This window comes from Aureibaculum marinum, from assembly GCF_003813905.1.
GTDB classification, from domain to species: domain Bacteria; phylum Bacteroidota; class Bacteroidia; order Flavobacteriales; family Flavobacteriaceae; genus Aureibaculum; species Aureibaculum marinum.
Map to the genome: position 1 here is coordinate 1 of NZ_RPFJ01000065.1, position 1487 is coordinate 1487.

The 1487-nt window shown below is 28.6% G+C and carries 1 protein-coding gene; it reads left to right on the forward strand.

Going from position 1 to position 1487, the window contains the following annotated elements:
* Positions 1-278: 278 nt before the first annotated feature.
* Positions 279-1238 (forward strand): hypothetical protein, encoded by a 960-nt coding sequence (locus EGM88_RS14625; RefSeq protein ID WP_123899170.1) that lies wholly within the window; start codon positions 279-281, stop codon positions 1236-1238.
* Positions 1239-1487 lie beyond the last annotated feature (249 nt).

Genomic DNA, 1487 nt, shown 5'->3' on the forward strand with positions numbered 1-1487 from the left:
CATCAATTCCTATAACATCTACATAATTTTTCATATTTTTAAATATTATTTCCTTTTAGAAAGAAATGATTAATAAATGTTGCAATGACTATCACCTTTATTAGGAAAAAATTCCTGGTATTCCAAATGGTCCTAAGCAACCTAAGAGAGACAAGAGGACTCGTACGTATAAAGGAACTGCTATTCCAAAGACCGTTATAGTTCTCCTCTTGTTTCTTAGTAAAGTTAATTAACTATTTAATAGCACGGTAAAGTAAAGTAGACCGTTGTGTACAATTATGACAAAACCTCAAAACATAATCGCTCAAATTGACAAAAATGTCAAAAAAAAACAATGGGAATGTTTAGTTGATGATTGCTCAGAAACTGCTATTAATTCACATCTAATTCAACAAAATGGAATATTGAGTAATATTTCTATTAAAGGACATTTAGTTGAATTAAAAATGGTTGATGCCTATAAATGGGATAAAAAAAAGTCACCTATTGAATTCCGAAGTGTTGGAATAAGTCAAGCTTTAACTCACAAGGTTTTTTGTAACACACATGATACAAATATTTTCAAACCAATTGAAAATACCAAAGCAAATTTTGAATCTTACGAATCTTTTTTATTATTCAGCTATAGAGCAATTTGTGCTGAAATAAGTAAAAAACGTCTTGCCATCGAAAAATATACCAGACTAATAAACGCAAATACTTTAATTGGAAAAATAGATAAAGAACCTCTTAAACTGGTTGTTAAAGGCAATGAATTGGGAATTAAGGACTTAAACGCATTAAAAAAAGAATTAGAAAATGAAATAAAATCAAATTCAAAGATGTTTACATATTTCATTTATAAATATCCGAAAATTCCTGTTTATGCTTCAGCAGTATTTAGTGCTACTGATTTAGATTTCCAAAGAGAAGATGGAGCATTGGATTTAGAGAATATTTACATTCATATTTTGCCTTTAACAGAAGAAACGCTCATCCTTGTAGGTTATCATAACAAATATGCATCAAAAGACACACAAAAATATTGTCATTCTTGGGAAAAATTATCCGATAAAGAATTAGAATTTAAACTTACAGGATTGTTTGTATCAAATATTGAAAATTGGGGAATTTCACCAGACTATTTCGAGAAAATACAAGTAAAGAAGAAAGAAAAATATATCGAATTGTTGAGGAAGAATATCAGTTATTATGGAGTTTCTCAAGAAGCGGATTTTAATTTCTTCGAGGTGAAATAACTGTACACAACAAAGAACTGAGCTAAAAACCAAGCCTTTTCTTCATTAAATTTTGACAATAGTTTTCTTGCATTGTTGAATTAGAATAAATATCTACGAGCTTTTTTACAAAGTAATGGATTTAGATTTCATATTTGGGAAGATAAATACTTTTGCGAAACGGAGGACTTAAAAGAGGACACTGAATTATAAGAATTTATTAAAATTTAGAAATAACAAACGTTAGCTAACACCGTACAAAATTTATTG

Excerpts from the sequence above, each read along its gene's own strand:
- EGM88_RS14625 (WP_123899170.1), top strand. The coding sequence starts at position 279 with ATGACAAAACCTCAAAACATAATCGCTCAAATTGACAAAAATGTCAAA.